Genomic DNA, 19,876 nt, shown 5'->3' on the forward strand with positions numbered 1-19,876 from the left:
TCAACGCAATATCAACGCCGTGGTTTATTTACGAGCTGCATAGGGTTTGGTTGAGATTGCGTTTAGAATGGGAGAGCACACTCTGTTTATTCGTCCGAAACGTCAGGAAAGATATGAAGCTTAAGGGAAGGATTAAGAAGCGCTACGTGGTGCTGGCTCTGGTTATCATCATCGGCGCGGTATGGCTGTGGAAGACACTGAACGCGCCGCTGCCCCGTTATCAGACCATGCTGGTGCGTAAAGGGGATCTGCAGCAGAGCGTACTTGCGACCGGTAAGCTCGATGCGCTGCGTAAAGTCGATGTCGGCGCGCAGGTGAGTGGCCAGCTGAAAACGCTGTCGGTCAATATCGGCGATAAAGTGAAAAAAGATCAGCTGCTTGGTGTTATCGATCCTGAGCAGGCTGAAAACCAGATCAAAGAAGTGGAAGCGACGCTGATGGAGCTGCGCGCCCAGCGCCGGCAGGCCGAGGCGGAGATGAAACTCGCCCGCGTTACGCTCTCCCGCCAGCAGCAGCTTGCCCGCACGCAGGCTGTGTCGCGTCAGGATCTCGATACGGCCGCCACCGAGCTTGCCGTCAAAGAGGCGCAGCTTGGTATGATCGACGCGCAAATTAAGCGTAATCAGGCCTCGCTCAGCACGGCCAAAACCAACCTGGATTACACCCGTATTACCGCGCCGATTGCCGGTGAGGTGACGCAGATAACCACGCTGCAGGGCCAGACGGTCATCGCCGCGCAGCAGGCACCGAATATTCTCACGCTTGCCGATCTCAGCACGATGCTGGTGAAAGCGCAGGTCTCTGAAGCCGACGTGATTCATCTCAAACCGGGGCTAAAAGCCTGGTTTACGGTGCTTGGCGACCCGCTGACCCGCTACGAAGGGCGGCTTAAAGATATTCTTCCCACACCCGAGAAAATCAACGACGCCATTTTTTACTACGCGCGTTTTGAAGTGCCGAACCCGCGAGGCGTGCTGCGCCTCGATATGACCGCGCAGGTGCATATTCAGCTCGGCGGCGTCGACGATGTACTCACCATTCCGCTGGCGGCGCTGGGTGAGCCGGTCGGTGATAATCGCTATAACGTCACGCTGCTGCGTAACGGTGAGACCCGCGAGCGCGAAGTGACCATCGGCGCCCGTAACGATACGCAGGTGGAAGTGGTCAAAGGGCTCGAAGAGGGGGATGAAGTGGTGATTGGCCGCGCGAGCGGGAGCGAACAATGACGGCGCTGCTTGAGCTGCGTGATATTCGCCGCAGCTATCCGTCGGGTGAAACGGATGTCGAGGTGCTAAAAGGCGTCACGCTAACCATTAACGCCGGTGAAATGGTGGCGATTGTTGGCGCGTCCGGCTCCGGTAAATCGACGCTGATGAATATTCTCGGCTGTCTCGATAAGCCCAGCAGCGGCAGCTATAAAGTCGCAGGTGTGGATGTGGCAACGCTTAATGACGACGCGCTTGCCCGCCTGCGGCGCGAGCATTTCGGCTTTATTTTCCAGCGCTACCATCTGCTTTCACACCTGACCGCCGCGCAGAATGTCGAAGTTCCCGCCATTTATGCCGGCACCGGGCGCGCCGCGCGTCAGGCGCGAGCGCGCGAATTACTGGCGCGGCTGGGCCTTGAAGCGCGCGTCGGGTATCAGCCCTCGCAGCTTTCCGGCGGTCAACAGCAGCGCGTGAGTATCGCCCGCGCGCTGATGAACGGCGGGCAGGTGATCCTGGCCGACGAACCGACCGGCGCGCTCGACAGCCACTCCGGCGAAGAGGTGATAGCGACCTTAAAACAGCTTCGCGATCGCGGGCATACGGTAATTATCGTGACCCACGATCCTGACGTCGCCGCACAGGCTGAGCGCATTATTGAAATTCGCGACGGGGAGATAATCAGCAACCCGCCGCCGGTCGGGAAACGCGATGCAGCCCAGCTGCCTGCGCAACCGCAGGACGCGCCAGCGCTCGGGCAGTTTATTAACAGCTTCCGTGAGGCGCTGACAATGGCCTGGCTTGCGATGGCTGCCAACAAGATGCGCACGCTGCTGACGATGCTCGGGATTATCATCGGCATCGCGTCGGTGGTCTCTATTGTGGTAGTGGGCGACGCCGCCAAACAGATGGTGCTGGAGGATATCCGTTCCATCGGAACGAACACGATTGATGTTTACCCTGGTAAGGATTTTGGCGATGACGATCCGCAATACCAGCAGGCGTTGCAGTATGACGACCTGCAGGCGATACAGCGTCAGCCGTGGGTGAGTTCCGCCACGCCGACGGTGTCGCAAAACCTGCGCCTGCGCTATGGCAATGTGGATGTCGCCGCCAGCGCTAACGGCGTGAGCGGGCAATATTTCAACGTCTACGGCATGACCTTCAGCGAGGGCAACACCTTTAACGACGAACAACTGCGCGGCCGCGCGCAGGTGGTGGTGATCGACAGTAACGCGCGCCGCCAGCTTTTCCCGAATAAGGCAAACGTAGTAGGCGAAGTGGTGCTGGTCGGCAATATGCCCGCGACCGTCATTGGCGTGGCGGAAGAGAAGCAGTCGATGTTCGGCAGCAGCAAAATTCTGCGGGTATGGATGCCTTACAGCACGATGTCCGGGCGGATTATGGGCCAGTCGTGGCTGAACTCTATTACCGTGCGGGTGAAAGAGGGCTACGACAGCGGCGAGGCGGAGCAGCAGCTCACGCGCCTGCTAACGCTGCGTCACGGTAAAAAAGACTTTTTCACGTGGAATATGGATGGCGTATTGAAAACCGCCGAAAAGACCACACGTACTCTTCAACTGTTTCTGACATTGGTAGCGGTGATTTCGCTGGTGGTGGGCGGCATCGGGGTGATGAATATCATGCTGGTGTCAGTGACCGAGCGCACCCGGGAAATCGGCATTCGTATGGCGGTCGGCGCGCGCAAAAGCGATGTGCTACAGCAGTTTTTGATTGAGGCGGTGCTGGTCTGTCTGGTGGGCGGCGCGCTTGGGATTGGCCTTTCACTGCTGATCGCGTTTGCGCTACAGCTCATTTTACCAGGCTGGGAGATTGGTTTTTCGCCCGTGGCGCTGCTGACCGCATTTTTGTGCTCCAGCGCGACGGGGGTGTTGTTTGGCTGGCTGCCCGCCCGCAACGCGGCCAGACTCAATCCTGTGGATGCACTTGCCCGTGAATAAATAAAAATGCCAGTCCACGGGACTGGCATTTCAGGAGCAGGATGTACACAATGAAACAGAAGAGTTACGCAACTGCGGATGCAGCTTCTGCTTCAAGAGGGACAATGACGCTGGCATGGTTGCCTTTGGGACCCTGATGCACATCGAACCTCACGACTTGTCCGGCTTTCAGCGTTCTGTAGCCGTCCATCTGGATTGTAGAGTAGTGCGCAAAGATATCTTCGCCGCCGCCTTCAGGGCAGATGAACCCAAACCCTTTGGCGTTATTGAACCATTTAACAGTACCCGTCTCCATGCTTCGACATCCTTCATAAGTCTTATTGAGTAAGATGGATTGAACCGGTGGGTGAGGGGGGCTGTTCAAAACCTCGCCAACTCACGCTTGTACAATTTAGAGAAATCGCACTGTGCGTCAAGCGTTCACCGGGGTCTGGCAGGTGGGATTGAGTCAAAATTTTGAAGCAGTTAACGCTATTTTCATTAATGTGACAGAGCTCGCGAATACCAGTGATAGCTGGTTGCTTGCTGAACATTAGGGTAGATTCAGGATGCGTATTACACTCAACCAGAGCGCCGGAAAACACGCTGGCTGTACTGTTTAACCATGATGACGACTGGCAATGAGTAAAGACAAAAGTTGGCTGGATTTTGACCATTTGGCGGAAGATGACCTGCGCGAAGCGCTAAAGCCGCCATCTATGTATAAAGTTATATTAATGAACGACGATTACACGCCAATGGAATTTGTTATTGACGTGCTACAAAAGTTCTTTTCTTATGATGTAGAACGTGCAACGCAACTGATGCTCACGGTTCACTATCAGGGGAAAGCCATCTGTGGCGTTTTCACCGCGGAAGTGGCGGAAACCAAAGTGGCGCTGGTGAACAAATATGCGAGGGAGAACGACCATCCGTTGTTGTGTACGCTGGAAAAAGCCTGATTAAGGCAAACTATTGAGGGGGTGCCCTATGCTCAACCAGGAACTGGAACTCAGTTTAAACATGGCTTTCGCCAGAGCGCGCGAGCACCGACATGAGTTTATGACCGTCGAGCATCTGTTACTGGCTCTGCTCAGTAACCCATCGGCACGGGAGGCGCTTGAAGCCTGCTCCGTGGATCTGGTGGCGCTGCGTCAGGAACTCGAAGCCTTCATTGAACAAACCACACCCGTACTGCCCGCGAGCGAAGAGGAGCGCGACACTCAGCCGACGCTCAGCTTCCAGCGCGTGTTGCAGCGCGCCGTGTTCCACGTCCAGTCCTCCGGCCGTAGCGAAGTGACTGGTGCCAATGTCTTAGTGGCTATCTTCAGCGAACAGGAGTCTCAGGCGGCTTATCTGTTGCGTAAACATGAAGTCAGTCGCCTTGATGTGGTGAATTTCATCTCCCACGGTACCCGTAAAGACGAGCCAGGCCAGGCGCCGGGCAATGACAATCCGGTCAACGAAGAGCAGGCAGGCGGGGAGGAGCGTATGGAAAACTTCACCACCAATCTCAATCAGCTTGCCCGCGTTGGCGGCATCGATCCGCTGATTGGCCGCGACAAAGAGCTGGAGCGCGCCATTCAGGTGCTCTGCCGTCGCCGGAAAAACAACCCGCTGCTGGTGGGCGAGTCGGGCGTCGGGAAAACCGCCATCGCAGAAGGGCTCGCCTGGCGTATCGTGCAGGGCGACGTTCCTGAAGTGATGGCCGACTGCACTATCTATGCGCTGGATATCGGCTCGCTGCTGGCGGGCACTAAATACCGCGGCGATTTTGAAAAACGCTTCAAGGCGCTGCTTAAACAACTTGAGCAGGATAACAATAGCATCCTGTTTATCGACGAAATCCATACCATCATCGGCGCGGGCGCGGCCTCCGGCGGCCAGGTCGATGCGGCAAACCTGATTAAACCGCTGCTCTCCAGCGGCAAAATCCGGGTGATGGGCTCCACGACGTATCAGGAGTTCAGCAACATTTTCGAAAAAGACCGTGCGCTGGCGCGTCGCTTCCAGAAAATCGACATCACCGAGCCGAGCGTCGAGGAAACCGTACAGATCATTAACGGCCTGAAGCCGAAATATGAAGCGCACCACGACGTCCGTTACACCGCGAAAGCGGTACGCGCGGCGGTGGAGCTGGCGGTTAAATATATCAATGACCGCCACCTGCCGGATAAGGCCATCGACGTTATCGACGAAGCGGGCGCGCGTGCGCGTCTGATGCCAGTCAGCAAGCGTAAGAAAACCGTCAATGTGGCGGATATCGAAACCGTGGTGGCCCGCATCGCGCGTATCCCGGAGAAGAGCGTGTCGCAAAGCGATCGCGATACGCTCAAAAACCTGGGCGATCGCCTGAAAATGCTGGTGTTTGGTCAGGATAAAGCCATTGAGGCCTTAACCGAAGCCATCAAAATGAGCCGTGCGGGGCTGGGGCATGACCGTAAACCGGTAGGTTCTTTCCTCTTTGCAGGCCCGACCGGCGTCGGGAAAACCGAGGTGACGGTGCAGCTGTCCAAAGCGCTGGGTATTGAACTGCTGCGCTTTGATATGTCCGAGTATATGGAACGTCATACCGTCAGCCGCCTGATTGGCGCGCCGCCGGGCTACGTTGGGTTTGATCAGGGCGGTCTGCTGACCGACGCGGTCATTAAGCATCCGCATGCGGTTCTGCTGCTCGATGAAATCGAAAAAGCGCATCCGGACGTCTTTAACCTGCTGCTGCAGGTAATGGACAACGGCACGCTGACCGATAACAACGGGCGTAAAGCGGATTTCCGCAACGTGATTCTGGTGATGACCACCAACGCCGGCGTGCGTGAAACCGAGCGCAAATCGATTGGGCTTATCCGTCAGGACAACAGCACCGACGCGATGGAGGAGATCAAAAAGATCTTTACGCCGGAGTTCCGTAACCGTCTCGACAACATTATCTGGTTCAACCATCTCTCTACCGAGGTGATTCATCAGGTGGTCGACAAGTTCATCGTTGAACTGCAGGCGCAGCTTGACCAGAAAGGCGTCTCCCTGGAAGTTAGCCAGGAAGCGCGTGACTGGCTGGCGGAGAAAGGCTACGACCGTGCGATGGGCGCACGCCCGATGACCCGCGTGATTCAGGACAACCTGAAAAAACCGCTGGCCAACGAGCTGCTCTTTGGTTCGCTGGTGGATGGCGGCCAGGTCTCCGTCGCGCTGGATAAAGAAGGCGATAAACTGACGTACAGCTTCCAGAGCGCGCAGAAGCATAAGCCTGAAGCCGCACACTAACGCCATGCGTATATAAGACACAACGCCGGATAGCGATATCCGGCGTTTTTTTATCGCTTTTTCAGGCAAGACACGCATAAAAAAAGCGCCGCAAAAGGGCGCTTTTTTTCAGGCTGGCGCGGCAAACGGCGGCGCGGCCTGGCTTCGCTTAAGAAGCCTGTACAAACTTAGCGACTACGGAAGACAATGCGGCCTTTGCTCAGGTCGTACGGGGTCAGCTCAACAGTCACTTTGTCGCCCGTCAGAATGCGGATGTAGTTTTTGCGCATTTTACCGGAGATATGGGCAGTTACCACGTGACCGTTTTCCAGTTCTACGCGGAACATAGTGTTAGGTAACGTTTCAAGAACGGTACCCTGCATTTCAATATTGTCTTCTTTGGCCATCTAATCCTCTGGGGTATCACTACCATAGTTTGAACCGGCAAGATAATGCCCAAGTTCACCCATTAAGTAAAGTTTTGCGGGCGAAATGCCCGTTGTACCGCTGCGCCTTCCCGCTCCCACGACAAAACCGCGCGGGCAGCGCAAGCGTAACGGGGAGCGTGAGATCCAAAGCGTTGCGTTAACGGAGGGTCCCAAAACGGCGGCAGGGTAATGGCAGTCATTTTCTGCGTGCGTAAGTATAACACCCTGACAAAAAATGTGCCGAAAACATTCTGCTATCCTGCGGGCGTAAAAAGGGTTTGCGGCACCCAGCAACGTTTTTCGAGCGGCAACGGGCGAAGCTCAGCCAGTTGTTGTAAATAATCACGGCGCGGGATCTCGACTGCGCCCAGCGACGCGGTGTGCGGGTTGAGCACCTGACAATCAATCAGCCTGCCGCCCTGCGCGACAAAGTAGTCGCAAAACACCACCAACGCGGTTTTCGAGGCGTTCTCACGGCGGCTAAACATCGATTCGCCGCAAAACAGCGCGCCCTGCGCCACACCATACATGCCGCCCACGAGCGTATCGTCCTGCCAGACTTCAACAGAGTGCGCATGGCCCAGTTCATGCAGGCGCTGCCAGGCGATCACCACATCGTTGGTTATCCATGTGCCGTCGTCACGGTCGCTGGCGCAGCCCTGGATAACAGCGTTAAACGCATGATTCAGCGTTACGCGATAGGGCGAACGGCGGTGAAAGCGCTTCATGCTGCGGCTGATGTGTAACCGCTCAGGCCAAATCACCGCGCGGGGATCCGGGGACCACCATAAGATCGGGTCTCCCGGCGAGAACCACGGAAAAATGCCCTGCTGATAGGCCATCATCAGACGAGCGGGGCTGAGATCCCCGCCTAATGCCAGTAAGCCGTTAGGTTCACGTAACGCCCCCTCAGGCGAGGGAAAAGCAATCGAATGACGAGAAAGCTGCACCAGACGCATCACAACGGCGCTCCATGACAACAGTGTCAAATATCAATCAATGATAGTGTACTGAACGCGCACGAAACTGATAATAACGTCCCTGCTGCGCCAGTAATTCCTTGTGACTACCTTGCTCAGTAATCTGCCCGTTGTCCATGACAATGATGCGATCGAACGCCGTCAGCCCCTGCAGGCGATGAGTCACCATCAGCAGCGTTTTTTGTGCGGCGACTTCTTTTACCAGAGCGAGTATCTGACGCTCGGTTTCGGCATCCAGCCCTTCCGTCGGTTCATCCAGTAAGAGCATTGGCGCGTCGTGCAGCAGCGCGCGGGCGATGCCGAGACGGCGCAGCTCGCCACCGGAGAGCTGGCGTCCGCCTTCGCCAAGCCAGGCGTTCAGTCCTTCATCGTCCAGCAGTTTTTCAAGCCCCACGCGGGCGAGTACTGCGCCGAGTGCGGCGTCATTAGCCTGCGGCGCGGCGAGGAGGAGGTTGTCGCGAAGCGTGGCGCTAAAGAGATGCACGCGCTGCGGTACGACGCTCATGGTGGCGCGCAGCGCGGCTTCGCGGTAACCGGTGATGGGGACGCCATCAAGCATCACGTCGCCGGAAGTCGGGTCCCAGGCGCGGGTGATAAGCTGCAACAGCGTCGATTTACCACAGCCGGTGCGCCCGAGAATCGCGATATGCTCGCCCGGTGCGACGTCTAGCATAATATCGCGCAGCGCAGGCTGCGGCTGGCCCGGGTAACTGAAGCTCACGTTACGCAGCAACAGCGAGGCCTCGCGCGGCGCATCTTTGCCCGACTCTGCAAAGGTGATGTCAGCAGACTGATCAATGACGTCGCTCACGCGACGCGCGGAGGCGATAACCTGACCAAGATGCTGGAACGCGCCGCCGACTGGCGCGAGCGCTTCAAAGGCGGCCAGCGCGCAGAAGACAAACAGCGCGATAAGCGAACCCGGCGTGCTGTTGCCACCAACGCCGCCTGCGGCCATCCAGAGGATCAGTACGACCGTCATGCCGCTAATCAGCGTCATCATCGCCTGCGAAAGCGCTGTCAGCCCGGCCTGGCGGCGCTGCGCCTCGTGCCAGACTTGTTCGGTTGTATCCAGCTGTTCGCGATAACGCCCGGCCGCGCCGAAAATCGACAGTTCCGCCTGACCCTGCAACCAGCCGGTCAGCTGCTGGCGATAGCTGGCGCGAAGCATCGTCAGCGCTTCGCCCACCGGTCGACCGGCACGATAGAAGAGGGGAGGGAGCAGCAGCAGCGTCGCCAGCATGATCCCGCCGAGCGTCAGCGCCAGCGTCACATCCAGCAGGCTTAAGCCAAGCGTCACGACCGCGATAACCGCAAGCGCGCCGATGAGCGGTGAAATCACGCGCAAATAGAGGTGATCCAGCGTATCGACATCCGCCACCAGGCGGTTCAACAGTTCGCCCTGACGAAAACGCGCGAGTCCGGACGGAGAAAGCGGCAGCAGGCGGCTGAAGGTATAGACGCGTAAGTGCTCCAGCACGCGGAACGTGCCTTCGTGGCTCACCAGACGCTCGAAATAACGCCCGGCGGTGCGGATAATCGCCGCTCCGCGCACGCCAGCGGCAGGCAGCATATAGTTAAAACTGTACAGGCCAGCCATGCCTACGACCGCAGAGGCGGAGAGGAACCAGCCGGAGAGTGTCAGCAGGCCGATGCTGGCGAGCAGCGTCACGATAGCCAGCACGACGCCGAGCGACAGCAGCCATTTATGGCGTTTGTAGAGCGCCAGATAGGGAAGTAACGCGCGCATTTAAATCTCCTCCTGACGGTGCGCCAGCAGCGCCGCGAAATAACCATCGGCCTCGCTGAGCGTGGCGACGTCGCCGCGCTCCACGATGCGCCCGTCGCGCATTACCCAGACTTCATCCCAGGCGGCGATATCATCAATCTGGTGTGTGACCATAAGCGTGGTCTGCGCCAGCGACGCGGTCTCCAGCGCCTGCATCACGCGGCGCTCGCTACCGGCATCAAGGCTTGCGGAAGGCTCATCCAGCAGCAGCAAACGACACGGCGTTAACAGCGCACGGGCAACCGCCACGCGCTGCGCCTGGCCCACAGAGAGGCCGGAGGCCTGATCGCCAATCGGCGTGTTAACGCCCTGCGCCAGTAGCGGTAAGAATTCGCTCACCCAGGCTTTATCCAGCGCCGCATGGAGCTGCGCGTCGCTTGCCTCGGGATCGGCCAGTAAAACATTTTCTTTAAGTGTTCCGGCAGGCAGCTGCGGGTTTTGTCCCACCCAGCTCAACTGACGCCGCCAGCTTTCCGGCTCCAGCTCGCGCAGTTCAACACCGTTAACGCGCAGCGAGCCTTCATAGGGCAGAAACCCGGCCAGCAGGTTTAAAAGCGAGCTTTTCCCCGCGCCGCTTTGCCCCACCAGCGCCACGCGTTTGCCCGCGGGCAGCGTGAAATTCAGCGGCCCGGCGAGACGTTTCCCTTGCGGCGAAAGAATGGTCAGGCCCTGTGCCTCAAGCGAAATCGGCTCGCAGCCGGGAAGCTCCAGTGTGCCTTTCTCAGCATGCTGAATCGGCGTTTCAAGGAACGTTTTCAGGCTATCCGCCGCGCCGACAGCCTGCGCTTTGGCATGATAAAAGGTGCCGAGATCGCGCAGCGGCTGGAAAAATTCCGGTGCCAGAATCAGCGCCAGGAAACCGGCGAACAGCGTCACGCCGGTGCCGTAATGGCCGAAATTCAGCTCGCCCAGATAAGAGAAGCCGAAATAGACCGCCACCAGTGCAATGGAAAGCGAGGTAAAAAACTCCAGCACGCCGGAGGAGAGGAACGCGAGGCGCAATACTTCCATGGTGCGCTGGCGAAAATCCTGCGAGGCGGCCTGAATGTTGTGCGTTTCCGCTGCGCCGCGGTTGAAAAGACGCAGGGTTTCCATACCGCGCAGGCGGTCAAGGAAGTTGCCGCTCAGGCGCGCCAGCGCCTGGAAATTACGCCGGTTAGCATCGGCGGCACCCATGCCGACCATCGCCATAAACAGCGGGATCAGCGGCGCGGTGCCAAGCAGGATCAGCGCCGCTGCCCAGTTATAAGGAAAAATAGCGAGCACAATCAGCAGCGGCACGCTCGCCGCCAGTGCCATTTGTGGCAGGTAGCGGGCGTAAAAATCGTGCATATCGTCAATCTGCTCAAGGATAAGCGTCGCCCAGCTACCGGCGGGTTTCCCCTGGATCCAGGCAGGCCCGGCCTCCTGAAGGCGGTTCATCACCTGCTGGCGAATGCGGGCGCGGATATGTTGCCCGGCGTGAAACCCGACTTTTTCGCGCAGCCACACCACCCAGGCCCGTAATACGAAGACCAGAATCAACAGCACAAACGGCAGCAGCAGCGCCTCGCGCGGGATGCCTTTGATTATCAGATCGTTAAGGAGATCGGCCAGCAGCCAGGCCTGCGCGACGATAAGCAAACCGCTCACCACGCCAAGCAGGCGCGACAGGCTGAGCCAGCGGCGGGAGATAACACTTTGCTGTTTAAGCCAGCGGGTCAGTTCTTGTTGACGGGTTTTATTCATTGCATGCACTGAGCAGTAAAATCCAGAGTGCTCGCCGCAAGGCGAGAGAGCAGGCAATGTTACAACGGGGATAAAAGAAAGGCGACTGATTCGTCGCCTTGTTTAACGTGCGGAATTAGCTCTGCTTTTCAGCAAGACCGTCAAGATAGCGTTCGGCATCCAGCGCGGCCATACAGCCGGTGCCGGCGGAGGTGATCGCCTGACGGTAAATATGATCCATCACGTCGCCTGCGGCGAAGACGCCCGGAATGCTGGTCTGGGTTGCGTTACCGTGAATACCGGACTGCACTTTGATGTAGCCGTTCTCAAGCTCCAGCTGGCCTTCAAAAATCGCGGTGTTCGGGCTGTGGCCGATCGCGACGAACAGGCCGGCGACATCCAGCGTCTCGACGTTTTCCGGGTTTACGGTGTCGCGCAGACGCAGACCGCTGACGCCCATCTGGTCGCCGGTCACTTCTTCCAGCGTGCGGTGGGTGTGCAGCACGATGTTGCCGCTTTCCACTTTATCCATCAGACGTTTCACCAGGATTTTCTCGGCGCGGAAAGTATCGCGGCGGTGGATCAGGTGTACTTCAGAGGCGATGTTCGCCAGATACAGCGCTTCTTCAACCGCAGTGTTGCCGCCGCCGATGACCGCGACTTTCTGGTTGCGGTAGAAGAACCCGTCACAGGTGGCGCAGGCGGAAACGCCGCGGCCTTTATAGGCTTCTTCAGACGGCAGGCCCAGATAACGCGCGGAGGCGCCGGTGGCGATGATAAGCGCGTCACAGGTGTATTCGCCGCTGTCGCCGATAAGACGGAACGGACGGTTTTGCAGATCGACCTTGTTGATATGGTCGAACAGGATTTCTGTTTCAAACTTCGCGGCATGCTCGTGCATGCGTTCCATCAACAGCGGACCGGTCAGATCGTGCGGGTCGCCCGGCCAGTTTTCCACTTCAGTGGTGGTGGTCAACTGACCGCCTTTTTCCATCCCGGTAATCAGAACCGGCTTCAGGTTGGCGCGCGCCGCGTAGACCGCAGCGGTGTATCCCGCCGGGCCGGAGCCAAGAATTAACAGCTTACTGTGTTTAGCCGTGCCCATGAGATCCTCATTGTTGTTGGCAGACAATGGGCTGGATTGTAGGGAATTTACGGGGCTAAAAAAAGAGTGTGGCAATTTTGTTAACGATTCATGCAATAGCTGCGGCCGATAGCGTCATTATTTTTACTGATTAAAAAGCGCGGCATATAAGGCAGTAAAATGAGGAATTATCGCCGCTCGCAACCAGTCTCTGGCACGTTCTACTAAAAATCGATGTTTTGCTTTGACAATCCCCTGCGCTTTTGCGAAAACATTCGAGGAAGAAAAAAGGGTTGGCTTTGGTTGCCGCGCATTCTGGCGCAAGCTTGTGCCAATTTCCGGGCTATTGAAATTCACGCATGGCGTGGACAGACGCCATACGTAATGTCGATAGCTGCCAGTGGGCAACGGTCTTCTAACTGACGCCCTGAACAGTGAAGTGCAACGGGTAATGGCAGGTGTAGGGAAGGAATACAGAGAGACAATAATAATGGTAGATAGCAAGAAGCGCCCTGGCAAAGATCTCGACCGTATCGATCGTAACATTCTTAATGAGCTGCAAAAGGATGGGCGCATTTCTAACGTCGAGCTTTCAAAAAGAGTGGGTCTTTCACCGACGCCGTGCTTAGAGCGCGTTCGTCGCCTGGAACGACAGGGTTTTATTCAGGGCTATACGGCTCTGCTGAACCCGCATTATCTGGATGCCTCACTTCTGGTATTTGTTGAGATTACTCTGAATCGTGGCGCGCCGGATGTGTTTGAGCAGTTCAATGCTGCTGTACAAAAGCTGGAAGAAATTCAGGAGTGCCATCTGGTTTCGGGCGATTTCGACTACTTGTTGAAAACCCGTGTGCCGGATATGTCCGCGTACCGTAAGCTGTTGGGCGAGACCCTGCTACGTCTGCCGGGCGTGAACGACACCCGTACTTACGTCGTCATGGAAGAAGTGAAGCAGAGTAATCGTCTGGTCATTAAAACCCGCTAACACAGAACAGGTGCAAACCGGGCGTAGTTTGATTACACTCCTGTTAATCCATACAGCAGCAGTGGCGGGGTTTCTCGCCACTGCTGTCCGTTTTACCTCATGGACCTGGAGAGCCTGTCTTGAGCCAGGAATACACCGAAGACAAAGAAGTCACACTCACTAAATTAAGCAGCGGGCGACGACTGCTCGAGGCGCTGCTGATCCTTGTAGTGCTGTTTGCCGTCTGGCTGATGGCCGCCCTGTTAAGCTTTAATCCTTCCGATCCGAGCTGGTCACAAACGGCATGGCATGAGCCTATCCATAATCTGGGCGGCGCGCCTGGCGCGTGGCTTGCGGACACGCTGTTCTTTATTTTCGGCGTGATGGCTTACACCATTCCTGTGATCATGGTAGGCGGCTGCTGGTTTGCCTGGCGTCAGCGCGGCAACGAAGATTACATCGACTATTTCGCCGTGGCGCTGCGCTTGATAGGCGTACTGGCGCTCATCCTGACTTCCTGCGGACTGGCGGCGATTAACGCCGACGATATCTGGTATTTCGCCTCCGGCGGCGTGATTGGCAGCCTGCTCAGCACCGCGCTTCAGCCGATGCTCAACAGCAGCGGCGGCACCATCGCGCTGCTCTGCGTCTGGGCGGCAGGGCTGACGCTCTTTACCGGCTGGTCCTGGGTCAGCATCGCAGAGAAAATCGGCAGCGCGGTGCTTACCGTACTGACGTTCGCCAGCAACCGTACCCGCCGTGACGACACCTGGCAGGATGAAGACGATTACGAAGACGATGAAGAGCACGACGAATATGAAGAGGATGAGCGTGAGCTGAAGCCAGCGAAAGGAGAATCCCGTCGCGCGCGTATTCTTCGTGGCGCTTTAGCCCGCCGTCAACGGCTGGCGGACAAATTCAGCAACCCTGTCGCCCGTAAAACCGACGCCGCGCTCTTTTCGGGCAAGCGGATGGATGACGCCGACGAGGTGCAATACAGTGTGCGCGGCACGCCGGCTGATGCCGACGACGTGCTGTTTTCCGGCCATAAAGTCACTGAACCGGACGCATTTTATGATGAAAACGACCCGCTGCTGAATGGTCATTCGATTGCCGACCCGGCCGCCGTTGCCGCGGCTGCCACACCGGTTGCGCCGGTCTGGGCATCTGCGCAAACGGCAATGCCGTCTGAAGCAGTAAGCGTTCAGGCACCGGACGTCGCGCCTGAAATTGAATGGCATTCCGCGCCTTCTGCGCCGCAATCGCATCCGGGGATTGCCCCGGAGCCGGATTACTATGCGCCGTCACAGCCACCTGTCGCACAACCACCAGTACAGGAAGAAGAGTACTGGCAGCACAGCGCGCCGGTAACGCCTGCTTATCAACCTGCGCAACAGTCTCATCAGCCGCAGCCGTATCAGGCGCAGCCCTCTCCTACGCAGGTATATCAGCAACCACCGCATGATCCTTATGCGCAGCCGCAGAGTGGTCAGTACGCGCCAGAGCCTTATGTACCTGCGCAGGAACCTTATGCACCGGCATCGCAAACACCTTACGCTGCGCCAGACCCGTATGCCCCGGCTCATGAAACTGCGCCGGTGCACGAGCCAGAGCCCGTTGCACCGCCGGAAGAGGTCAAACCCGCCCGTCCACCGCTCTATCACTTCGAAGAAGTGGAAGCCCAGCGCGCTCGCGAACGCGAACAACTGGCCGCGTGGTATCAGCCGATTCCTGAGCCTGAAGAGCTTACCCGTAAACCAGAGCCAGTCCGCGCACCAGACCCCGCGCCTGCCGCGCCTTCAGCATCGGTTTCTGATACCGCTGGTGCCGCCGCGTCTGGCCTGAACGTAGCCGCACAGGCGACTGTCGCTACGGCGGCTGCAGAGGCTGCATCGCAGGCAACCTCTGCAGCAGCGCAAACCGCCGGCCTCGCCTTTACCCCGGCGGCCAGCGAAGCACCGCGTCCGCAGGTGAAAGAGGGCATTGGCCCGCAGCTGCCGCGCCCGAACCGCGTTCGTGTGCCGACGCGTCGTGAGCTTGCCTCTTATGGCATCAAACTGCCTTCCCAGCGAATGGCCGAAGAGCGCGCCCGTGAAGAAGCGGAGCGTCGTATGGCGCAACAGCAGCAGGGCGTTTCTGAAGAAGAAGCTGATGCGATGTATCAGGACGAGCTGGCGCGCCAGTTTGCCGCGTCCCAGCAGCAGCGTTACGGCGAAACGTATCAGGCAGAGATGAGCCCGGAAGAGGAAGACGCCGCTGAACAGGCTGAGCTGGCACGTCAGTTTGCCGCGTCTCAGCAGCAGCGCTATTCTGCGCCGCAACCGTCTGGCGCTGCGCCGTTTATGCCTGATGACATTGCGCTTTCGCCGATGAAAGCGCTGGTTAATGACGGCCCGAGCGAGCCGCTGTTTATGCCAGAGCCTGTCGAGCCTGAGCCGTATCGCCCTGCACATCAACCGCAGCAACATTCTCAGCCGCCGCAACAGCCGCATACGCACGTTGCGCAGCCCGCAGCGCCCGCGCAAAGCTACGTGCAGCCGCAAGGTTATGTGCCGCAGCCTCAGGCACCGCAGGGCTATGCCCAACCTGCTGCCACGCATCAGTCTCAGATGCAACCGCAGTCTGTGGTACCGACTCAGGGTTATCAGGCGCCTTCCGCGCCCGCTCAGGGCTATCAGGCTCAGCCTCCGGTTGCGCCTGTGCAGCCTCAACAGCCAGCGGCACCGGCATTATCACCGCGTGACAGCCTGATCCATCCGCTGCTGATGCGTAATGGCGAAGAGCTGCCGAAGCATAAGCCGTCTACGCCGCTGCCGTCGCTGGATCTGCTGACGTCGCCGCCAGCGGAAGTGGAGCCGGTGGACACCTTTGCTCTGGAGCAAATGGCGCGTCTGGTGGAGGCGCGTCTCGCCGATTTCCGCATTAAAGCGGATGTGGTGAACTACTCGCCAGGCCCGGTTATTACCCGCTTCGAGCTGAATCTGGCACCGGGCGTTAAGGCTGCGCGTATCTCTAACCTGTCGCGCGACCTGGCGCGTTCGCTCTCCACCGTTGCGGTGCGCGTGGTGGAAGTGATCCCCGGTAAGCCGTATGTCGGCCTTGAGCTGCCAAACAAAAAACGCCAGACCGTCTATCTGCGCGAAGTGCTGGACTGCGCGAAATTCCGCGAGAACCCTTCACCGCTGAGCGTGGTGCTGGGGAAAGATATCGCTGGTGAACCGGTCGTGGCCGATCTCGCGAAAATGCCGCATCTGCTGGTGGCGGGTACCACCGGTTCCGGTAAGTCGGTGGGCGTTAACGCCATGATCCTGAGCATGCTCTACAAAGCGACGCCGGAAGATGTGCGCTTTATCATGATCGACCCGAAAATGCTGGAGCTTTCTGTCTATGAAGGCATTCCACATCTTCTGACCGAAGTGGTCACCGACATGAAAGACGCCGCCAACGCGCTGCGCTGGAGCGTGAATGAAATGGAGCGCCGTTACAAGCTCATGTCGGCGCTCGGCGTGCGTAATCTTGCCGGTTATAACGAGAAGATCGCCGAAGCGAAACGCATGGGCCGCCCGATCCCGGATCCGTACTGGAAACCAGGTGACAGCATGGACGCCACCCATCCGGTGCTGGAAAAACTGCCGTATATCGTGGTGCTGGTGGATGAATTTGCCGATCTGATGATGACGGTCGGTAAAAAAGTCGAAGAGCTGATCGCGCGTCTCGCGCAGAAGGCGCGTGCGGCGGGCATTCACTTGGTGCTGGCGACGCAGCGTCCTTCCGTGGATGTTATCACCGGCCTTATCAAAGCCAACATTCCGACGCGTATCGCATTTACCGTGTCCAGCAAAATCGACTCCCGCACCATTCTCGATCAGGGCGGCGCGGAATCGCTGTTGGGGATGGGTGATATGCTCTACTCCGGCCCGAACTCCTCCATGCCGGTTCGCGTTCACGGTGCCTTCGTGCGTGATGAAGAAGTTCATGCCGTCGTGCAGGACTGGAAAGCGCGCGGGCGTCCGCAGTATGTCGACGGCATCACTTCCGATAGCGAAAGCGAGGGCGGTGGCGGCGGCTTCGACGGCGGCGAAGAGCTGGATCCGCTGTTCGATCAGGCCGTGTCGTTTGTGGTGGAAAAACGTAAAGCGTCGATTTCCGGCGTACAGCGTCAGTTCCGCATCGGCTACAACCGCGCGGCACGCATTATCGAACAGATGGAAATGCAGGGCATCGTCAGCGAGCAGGGCCATAACGGCAACCGCGAAGTGCTGGCGCCGCCGCCGTTTGAGTAACCGTTCTTTTCCCTGCGCGTGCGGCATGTGACCGTGCGCGCAGGGCTTCACGCTCATCACGATTCTGAAAAGATGGGTAAATTACCAAAAAATCAGGTTTTTCTTCTGTCGAAAATGTCAGCCTTATGGCTACAGTTAGGGACAGTAAGCGATCCCGTACTGGGGTCGGTCGTATTCTGAGGGATAACAATGAAAAAAATCGCCGTTACCTGTGCTTTGCTTTCTGCGTTTGCCGTATCGTCCGTGTGGGCGGATGCCGCAGGCGATTTGAAAAGCCGCCTTGATAAAGTCAGCAGCTTCCACGCCAGCTTCACCCAGAAAGTGACCGATGGCAGCGGCGCTGCCGTTCAGGAAGGCCAGGGCGATCTGTGGGTCAAACGTCCGAATCTTTTCAACTGGCATATGACGCAGCCGGATGAAAGCGTGCTGATTTCCGATGGCAAGACGCTGTGGTTCTATAACCCGTTTGTTGAACAGGCGAGCGCGACCTGGCTGAAAGACGCGACCAGCAATACGCCGTTTATGCTGATTGCGCGTAACCAGAGCAGTGACTGGCAGCAGTACAACATTAAGCAAAACGGCGATGATTTTGTGCTGACGCCAAAATCAGCCAGCGGTAACCTGAAGCAGTTCACCATTAACGTGAGCCGCGACGGCACCATCAATCAATTCAGCGCCGTCGAACAGGACGACCAGCGCAGCAGCTATCAGCTGAAATCTCAGCAGAATGGCGCTGTGGATATGAGCAAATTTACCTTTACGCCGCCGCAGGGCGTAACGGTGGATGATCAGCGTAATAAGTAAGCCGAGGTCCGGGTGGGCAATCTTTCGCTCGATTTTTCCGATAACACCTTTCAGCCACTGGCCGCGCGTATGCGGCCAGAAAATCTGGCGCAGTACATCGGGCAGCAGCATCTGCTGGCGCCCGGTAAGCCACTCCCCCGCGCCATCGAAGCCGGGCATCTCCACTCGATGATCCTTTGGGGGCCGCCTGGCACCGGGAAAACGACACTGGCCGAAGTGATTGGTCGCTACGCGAACGCTGATGTGGAGCGTATTTCGGCGGTGACATCCGGCGTGAAAGAGATCCGCGAGGCTATCGAGCGCGCCCGCCAGAACCGCAACGCGGGCCGCCGCACGATTTTGTTCGTTGACGAAGTGCATCGCTTTAACAAAAGCCAGCAGGACGCTTTCTTGCCGCATATCGAAGACGGCACCATTACGTTTATTGGCGCGACAACGGAAAACCCATCGTTTGAGTTGAATTCCGCGCTGCTTTCACGCGCGCGTGTCTATCTGCTGAAATCGCTGACGGTGGAGGACATCGAACAGGTATTGACCCAGGCGATGACCGACCGTGAGCGCGGCTACGGCGGACAGGATATCGTCTTACCGGATGAAACCCGCCTCGCGATTGCCGAGCTGGTCAACGGTGACGCGCGCCGCGCGCTGAATACGCTGGAAATGATGGCCGATATGGCACCCACCGACGACAGCGGCAAACGGGTGCTCAGGCCCGAACTGCTGACGGAAATCGCTGGTGAGCGCAGCGCTCGCTTCGATAATAAAGGCGACCGTTTTTACGATTTGATCTCTGCACTGCATAAGTCGGTGCGCGGTTCAGCGCCGGATGCGGCGCTCTACTGGTATGCGCGTATTATCAGCGCAGGCGGCGATCCGCTGTATGTTGCGCGGCGCTGTCTGGCTATCGCCTCGGAAGATGTCGGTAACGCCGATCCGCGCGCCATGCAGGTGGCCATTTCTGCGTGGGACTGCTTTACGCGCGTCGGCCCGGCGGAAGGCGAAAGGGCGATTGCGCAGGCGATTGTCTATCTTGCCTGCGCGCCGAAGAGCAACGCGGTTTATACCGCTTTCAAGGCGGCGCTGAAAGATGCCCGTGAGCGCCCGGATTACGATGTGCCGGAACACCTGCGCAACGCCCCGACGAAGCTAATGAAAGAGATGGGTTACGGGCAGGAGTATCGTTATGCGCATGATGAGCCTAACGCCTATGCCGCTGGCGAAGACTATTTCCCCGCCGAAATGGCACAAACGCGCTACTATCATCCCACCAACAGAGGTCTTGAAGGCAAGATTGGCGAAAAGCTAGCCTGGCTTGCTGAGCAGGATCAGAAAAGCCCCACAAAACGCTACCGCTAACGCGATCGTTGCGGTAAGGTTAATCGTTGAATATCAGTGCGACCGCAGGCTGCGGTCGCCTTTCCCTTTTCTTTTTTCGATAAGCACAGGATA

At 58.0% G+C, this 19,876-nt stretch carries 14 protein-coding genes; 8 read left to right on the forward strand and 6 right to left on the reverse strand.

The window, feature by feature from the left end; genetic code table 11:
- Positions 1 to 113 precede the first annotated feature (113 nt).
- Together macA and macB are read left to right on the forward strand one after the other, a co-directional pair.
- Positions 114 to 1,226 (forward strand): macrolide transporter subunit MacA, encoded by a 1,113-nt coding sequence (gene macA, locus G9X48_RS02025; protein WP_166499912.1) that lies wholly within the window; start codon positions 114 to 116, stop codon positions 1,224 to 1,226.
- Complete coding sequence (gene macB, locus G9X48_RS02030; protein ID WP_097640749.1) at positions 1,223 to 3,166, forward strand: macrolide ABC transporter ATP-binding protein/permease MacB; 1,944 nt, start codon at positions 1,223 to 1,225, stop codon at positions 3,164 to 3,166. Before macA ends, macB begins: the two co-directional genes overlap by 4 nt.
- A 64-nt stretch (positions 3,167 to 3,230) precedes the next feature.
- Here macB and cspD read toward each other — a convergent pair whose 3' ends face one another.
- Positions 3,231 to 3,461, reverse strand: a complete 231-nt coding sequence (gene cspD, locus G9X48_RS02035) for a cold shock-like protein CspD (RefSeq protein ID WP_004387937.1) — start codon at positions 3,459 to 3,461, stop codon at positions 3,231 to 3,233.
- Positions 3,462 to 3,786: 325 nt separating this feature from the next.
- Here cspD and clpS point away from each other — a divergent pair, with 325 nt between their 5' ends.
- Together clpS and clpA are read left to right on the forward strand one after the other, a co-directional pair.
- Complete coding sequence (clpS, locus tag G9X48_RS02040) at positions 3,787 to 4,107, forward strand: ATP-dependent Clp protease adapter ClpS (protein WP_004387936.1); 321 nt, start codon at positions 3,787 to 3,789, stop codon at positions 4,105 to 4,107.
- Positions 4,108 to 4,135: 28 nt separating this feature from the next.
- The gene (gene clpA / locus G9X48_RS02045; protein WP_004387935.1) at positions 4,136 to 6,409 is read left to right on the forward strand and encodes an ATP-dependent Clp protease ATP-binding subunit ClpA; all 2,274 of its coding nucleotides are present in this window, start codon (positions 4,136 to 4,138) and stop codon (positions 6,407 to 6,409) included.
- 167 nt (positions 6,410 to 6,576) lie between these two features.
- On the opposite strand, the gene infA is transcribed toward clpA, so the two are convergent.
- From infA to trxB, 5 genes are all read right to left on the reverse strand, one after another.
- Positions 6,577 to 6,795 carry a translation initiation factor IF-1 gene (gene infA, locus G9X48_RS02050; protein ID WP_001040187.1) on the reverse strand — a complete coding sequence of 73 codons (219 nt, stop codon included), beginning with the start codon at positions 6,793 to 6,795 and terminating at the stop codon, positions 6,577 to 6,579.
- 275 nt (positions 6,796 to 7,070) lie between these two features.
- Positions 7,071 to 7,775 carry a leucyl/phenylalanyl-tRNA--protein transferase gene (gene aat, locus G9X48_RS02055; protein WP_004387934.1) on the reverse strand — a complete coding sequence of 235 codons (705 nt, stop codon included), beginning with the start codon at positions 7,773 to 7,775 and terminating at the stop codon, positions 7,071 to 7,073.
- Between the two features lie 37 nt (positions 7,776 to 7,812).
- Positions 7,813 to 9,546, reverse strand: coding sequence for a cysteine/glutathione ABC transporter ATP-binding protein/permease CydC (gene cydC / locus G9X48_RS02060; RefSeq protein WP_097640750.1), 1,734 nt, complete (start codon positions 9,544 to 9,546; stop codon positions 7,813 to 7,815).
- Positions 9,547 to 11,313, reverse strand: coding sequence for a cysteine/glutathione ABC transporter permease/ATP-binding protein CydD (gene cydD / locus G9X48_RS02065; protein ID WP_097640751.1), 1,767 nt, complete (start codon positions 11,311 to 11,313; stop codon positions 9,547 to 9,549). It lies immediately after the preceding gene.
- A 115-nt stretch (positions 11,314 to 11,428) separates the two neighbouring features.
- Positions 11,429 to 12,397, reverse strand: a complete 969-nt coding sequence (gene trxB / locus G9X48_RS02070; RefSeq protein WP_004386312.1) for a thioredoxin-disulfide reductase — start codon at positions 12,395 to 12,397, stop codon at positions 11,429 to 11,431.
- A gap of 469 nt (positions 12,398 to 12,866) precedes the next feature.
- On the opposite strand from trxB, the gene lrp reads away from it, so the two are divergent.
- The 4 genes from lrp (at position 12,867) to rarA (ending at position 19,783) form a co-directional block, all read left to right on the forward strand.
- Positions 12,867 to 13,361: a leucine-responsive transcriptional regulator Lrp gene (gene lrp / locus G9X48_RS02075; RefSeq protein WP_000228469.1), complete on the forward strand. Its 495-nt coding sequence runs from the start codon at positions 12,867 to 12,869 to the stop codon at positions 13,359 to 13,361.
- A 119-nt stretch (positions 13,362 to 13,480) separates the two neighbouring features.
- Complete coding sequence (ftsK, locus tag G9X48_RS02080; protein ID WP_105629511.1) at positions 13,481 to 17,623, forward strand: DNA translocase FtsK; 4,143 nt, start codon at positions 13,481 to 13,483, stop codon at positions 17,621 to 17,623.
- A gap of 189 nt (positions 17,624 to 17,812) precedes the next feature.
- Positions 17,813 to 18,427 (forward strand): outer membrane lipoprotein chaperone LolA, encoded by a 615-nt coding sequence (gene lolA / locus G9X48_RS02085; protein ID WP_004387365.1) that lies wholly within the window; start codon positions 17,813 to 17,815, stop codon positions 18,425 to 18,427.
- 12 nt (positions 18,428 to 18,439) lie between these two features.
- Positions 18,440 to 19,783 carry a replication-associated recombination protein RarA gene (gene rarA, locus G9X48_RS02090; RefSeq protein ID WP_004387364.1) on the forward strand — a complete coding sequence of 448 codons (1,344 nt, stop codon included), beginning with the start codon at positions 18,440 to 18,442 and terminating at the stop codon, positions 19,781 to 19,783.
- The last annotated feature ends 93 nt before the right edge of the window (positions 19,784 to 19,876 follow it).

Origin of the sequence: Cronobacter sp. HA18006 (assembly GCF_011605445.1) — a bacterium.
In the GTDB taxonomy this organism is placed as follows: Bacteria; Pseudomonadota; Gammaproteobacteria; order Enterobacterales; family Enterobacteriaceae; genus Cronobacter; species Cronobacter sakazakii.